The sequence below is a fragment of the Dyella monticola genome, assembly GCF_003363155.1.
Lineage (GTDB): Bacteria > Pseudomonadota > Gammaproteobacteria > Xanthomonadales > Rhodanobacteraceae > Dyella_B > Dyella_B monticola.
In genome coordinates this window covers 1-4,025 of the sequence record NZ_QRBE01000029.1, presented here as the reverse complement: position 1 = coordinate 4,025, position 4,025 = coordinate 1, and the positions used below count along the sequence as shown (strand labels likewise).

Here is a 4,025-nt window from a genome sequence, read left to right as displayed (position 1 = left end):
TTCCCGATAACGGCTTTGCCCAAAGCCGCTTAAACCACGCAGGCAATCCACTTATCCAACCGGGCTTCGCTGTTCAAACCACTGGGGCCAGCTCTGTCAGGGGACGCGGATTCGGCGCCGCCGATAACGCTGATGGTGAGTACGATGTCGCTTGGTGACAAACCCATCGGTCGCCGCATAAGGGATTACACGATGCGCATAGCCACGCTATTGATCACCGCACTGGTTGTTTCGGCGCCAGCAACGTCGTTTGGCTGCGATCTCATCCCGTTGACGATAACCAAGAGCACTGCCACATGGGGCAAGCTGACTGTGACGTTGGGTGACGCCGACACTGTGGATCATCCGAGCGCATGGTCAGGACCGGTCACGATTTCCTTGGAGGGGCAGCCGGTGTGCACCGTCAGCGAATCTGTCTCGATCGTCCAAGAGCCCGTGTTGTTGGGGAAAAACACCCTTTTTGTTTCCACCTACTCCGGCAGTCAACGACAGATCTATGCCTTGGATATCCATACATGTCGGGTGGTTTGGAAGAGTCCCGTTTACTTCGCTGATCCAAGCTACGCACACGGCATGTGGATGATGGGAAGTCGCCCTCTTCTTCTGGACAAAGCGTGCCGCCCGACGGATCGGTCACACTGAAATGGTCTATTCCACACTCCGACCCGGCAACAAAGTGCTTACGGCGCACGCCCCTTCGATGCTTTTGGCGAAATAGATATCAGGTTTTCTTTATCGCCATTTGCGCACTTACGGTTGCCACCGCAGCAAGCGCTTTCGCCCAGCCATCAGCGGCCGTCTCGGATGATCCATATGCGCAGTACACAGGCGGGTTGGTGACATGCAAGACCGAACAGGCAATGGTTACGCTAATGAAGGCAGACCTCCCAAACGGCATGACCAATATGAAGGTATTGGACCATCTAGTGAAAACGGGGGATTGCGTGATGATGCTGACCGACTGGGATTTAATGGAAGCGCAAGACCCCCCACTTGATCAGCAAAATGACCATGCCTCCAAATGGACGATCCGTACACCGAATGGAGTCATCCACATGTGGGGCACGCCTTTTGGCGGTGATTGAGCCATGGCTACACAGCCGATCTTCGGTGCGATCGACTCGACCGCCGCCCACAACGATGGATACTCACCACGGTGCTCTTGCACCATCCAGACCGCACGCTCACGGACTTCTGGGGAAAATTGCTTCGACTTGGTCATGGCTCCATTCTCTCAAGAGTTCGAGCCTCCACAAATCCCGGGGCGATTCAAAATTCACAAGCACCGTTTTACAACACTTATTGACCAGGAATTTTACTCTCATCTGCTGGACCCAACGGTAAAGCGTTCGTGTAAGGCACTCTACGAAGGCCTTCAGCAGGTGCTGTAAAAATCAACTGATTTTCAGCTTGGTCATAGGTATAGCCCGCTACCAGACATGCAGCTGCGACGCTGGGGTTGTAAATGTAAAGCTTTGCATAATTTTTCTTTAGCCACTCCAACAGCACTTTGTGAAGAGCCACCCAATCGCGATGTCTATCGTCATTTTGAGCGACGAATCCCAGCACGTTTAAGAGAAAAGCAATCATACGGGCGCCTTTAAAGTTGGGAGAAGAAGTCATCCTTTCTATCTCATCCCAAAGCGCACGACGCACTTTGTGCCTGATAAATTTCCTAGCTGCCGTATCCTGATCGAAGGATTCAAAGACCTGAAACCACACTGTACTGTGCTGTACAGACCAGCACAGTTCTCTTGGCTCAGCCACTTGCCCAGCATAAAAAACCAGCTCAGCTATTTCCCTAGCAATCAAGTCATAGATGCTAGTGCGTTGCTGGCGAAGCTTCTCTCGCAAATGAACGCGATTTGGGACTGGATACTTCGCAAGAATGTCTATCGCTTCTTTAAAAAAGTGACAAACCTTATCCAATCGCTTGCACTGTGGAGTATCCCAATAGTTCCTTTCCAGTCGATTGACTTCGTAGAGGTCATACGCAGAACGAAGGATGCATTCGAAGGACCGCCAGAACACAGGAGCGTGTTGACCAAGCTCCTTCTTTGCATAGTCACGGAAAGAAACGAGAACCAAGCGACCATAGGCTTCCCATTGATCGGGGTCCCACTTCTGCGTTTCCATGTAGTCAACATCAAAGAAGTCCTCGACCTCCTTAACCATACGGTAGTTACCGTACAGCGTTTGAGTGAGTGGCTTATGGAAACCAAGCAGTCCAGACTGATATCCGCTTGACTCATGGAATACAAAGGAGTCTTTGTTCTGTATTGCTTCTTCGGTGATATTCCTAGCAAAAGGTCCAACAGGAAGTTGATACTTTTCCATCTTAGTCATGGCCCCGAAAATTTCCAAAGCCGTGTACTGAGATGATTGGACGACATACCTACAGAACTTACGGTCAGCGATCAGAAGAAGGATGTCATAAGCCACATCTTTGGACAGAAAGTAACGCTTCCTTTTCCACCCAAATGGATCGAATCGAAACTTTTTCTCTGAAGAAATCAGCTCCTTGTTTTCCAGCTCAGGTATCAACCACGACCTAGAGACAATTTCATGGGCTGAATCGGCCAACTCAGAAGCGATAACAGGGACTTCGGTCGGTGAACCTTTGAGAATCACTGAGTACAGGAGTTGCCCGTATCTTTTCGCATTCTTCTCACTGAAGATCGGCGGGTTGATAAACGCATACCAACCCCAAGTCAGGAAGGTTATTAGAAACCCAGAACCTAAGAAGGCCTGCCAAGTGAGTGGGGAAAACGGGCCCGTATCAAGGACAAGCCACCCCTCTGCCCGCCATAGGTCTGTTAGAAGGGTCAGAACCCCTATAGTCGTGATGGAATAAAAAGTAAGCGGTGGCAATGGAACAGGTGCAATACGGCCCCTGAAGCGGTACTGGATATCCCCTACAGTCCATGCCAGGACCATCAGAGCAAGCGCCGCTAAAAATTCTGGAAAGCCAAAAATCTTTTCCCCATCCTTGGGAAGGGGGAAAACACACAAGGAATGCCAACATAGAAGCGACGGCATGCTTTCCCCTCGAAACCTTAGACTCAATTCATGATGAAGAGAAAAGGAACTTCGTCAACGCTTGGGGTTTCCAGACCACCTGCACGAAGTGCCTGAACCCAGTTGCCCACGTCGATGCGACCAGCATCCTTGAGTAAGCCTTTCTCGCCATAGTGGCGAGCGAAACCCTCCACAGCCGTGGTCTTGATCTTGAAGGTCTTGGGGCGAGTGCTGGATTTGATCTCAGCCAACCACTGCGTCACAGCCTTGCCGATGGCAATGACTGGAATCTTCGATGCAGGGCCGGGAGTAGGAGCAGATGCAGTAACGCGGGTGGCCTGCACAAACTCTTGATAATACGGCTCTTTGTCCAACCGTCCGATGTGGTCAACCGCTTCCATGGCGAAGCCATGGTCTGCTTTGCCGTTGGCCTCAAGCTCAACGGTACCGTCAGGGTGACGGATAAGCTTGTACCCCTCATGGCGCTTGGCCTTGAGGATCGTTGACACAGTTGGAACGCTATCCCTAGCCACACTCAGCCCCCTGACTGTGAAGCCTTGAGCATACGCCTGGACGAGGGCCAGCGCACGTTGCTGCGCGGTCAGGAGGTCACGGGTACCAAGGCTTCGCGTGACCTCGTGCTTACCTGTCTCACGGGCCTGTCGGGAAGGCAGTCGTTGGCGAAAGTGCCAGATCCCTGAAGGTGCCAACCTGAGACAGTTGGGGATGCGCATATCGGCTCAGTCTTTTTTGCCCCTTTCTTGGTAAGAAAGGGGATGGAAGTGGAGCGATATGTGGAGCGACAAGCCCTTCCTCAGAAAAGCAAAAACCCCTGTGAAAACAGGGGTTTCGCAGTACTGGCGGAGAGAGTGGGATTCGAACCCACGGTAGGCTTACACCTACGGCAGTTTTCAAGACTGCTGCCTTAAACCACTCGGCCATCTCTCCGTTGTACTTTGCGAACAGGTGCGCTCTGCGCACCTCTACGGCAGTTTGACTCCGGGCAT

The 4,025-nt window shown here is 51.9% G+C and carries 4 protein-coding genes, 1 tRNA gene and 2 pseudogenes; 2 read left to right on the top strand and 5 right to left on the bottom strand.

Features of this window, described 5'->3' with window-relative positions; genetic code table 11:
• The first annotated feature begins 144 nt into the window (after positions 1-144).
• Both DWU98_RS21410 and DWU98_RS22125 read left to right on the top strand, forming a co-directional pair.
• Positions 145-642, top strand: a complete 498-nt coding sequence (locus tag DWU98_RS21410) for a PQQ-binding-like beta-propeller repeat protein (protein WP_147293410.1) — start codon at positions 145-147, stop codon at positions 640-642.
• Between the two features lie 230 nt (positions 643-872).
• Positions 873-1,085: a hypothetical protein gene (locus tag DWU98_RS22125; protein WP_196239560.1), complete on the top strand. Its 213-nt coding sequence runs from the start codon at positions 873-875 to the stop codon at positions 1,083-1,085.
• 5 nt (positions 1,086-1,090) lie between these two features.
• Here the strand turns inward: DWU98_RS22125 and DWU98_RS21405 are convergent.
• The 5 genes and pseudogenes from DWU98_RS21405 to DWU98_RS21390 form a co-directional block, all read right to left on the bottom strand.
• Positions 1,091-1,222 (bottom strand): annotated as a pseudogene (locus DWU98_RS21405) (IS3 family transposase); the annotation flags it as partial.
• Positions 1,223-1,299: 77 nt separating this feature from the next.
• Positions 1,300-3,039, bottom strand: a complete 1,740-nt coding sequence (locus DWU98_RS21400) for a hypothetical protein (RefSeq protein WP_147293409.1) — start codon at positions 3,037-3,039, stop codon at positions 1,300-1,302.
• A 23-nt stretch (positions 3,040-3,062) separates the two neighbouring features.
• Complete coding sequence (locus DWU98_RS21395; RefSeq protein WP_147293408.1) at positions 3,063-3,527, bottom strand: hypothetical protein; 465 nt, start codon at positions 3,525-3,527, stop codon at positions 3,063-3,065.
• Between the two features lie 54 nt (positions 3,528-3,581).
• A pseudogene (locus DWU98_RS22630) lies at positions 3,582-3,752 on the bottom strand (DUF6538 domain-containing protein); the annotation flags it as partial.
• 124 nt (positions 3,753-3,876) lie between these two features.
• A tRNA-Ser gene (locus DWU98_RS21390) sits at positions 3,877-3,966 on the bottom strand.
• Positions 3,967-4,025 lie beyond the last annotated feature (59 nt).

Coding starts and splice junctions, on each gene's coding strand:
- DWU98_RS21410 (WP_147293410.1), top strand. CDS start 145: ATGTCGCTTGGTGACAAACCCATCGGTCGCCGCATAAGGGATTACACG.
- DWU98_RS22125 (WP_196239560.1), top strand. CDS start 873: ATGAAGGCAGACCTCCCAAACGGCATGACCAATATGAAGGTATTGGAC.
- DWU98_RS21400 (WP_147293409.1), bottom strand. CDS start 3,039: ATGCCGTCGCTTCTATGTTGGCATTCCTTGTGTGTTTTCCCCCTTCCC.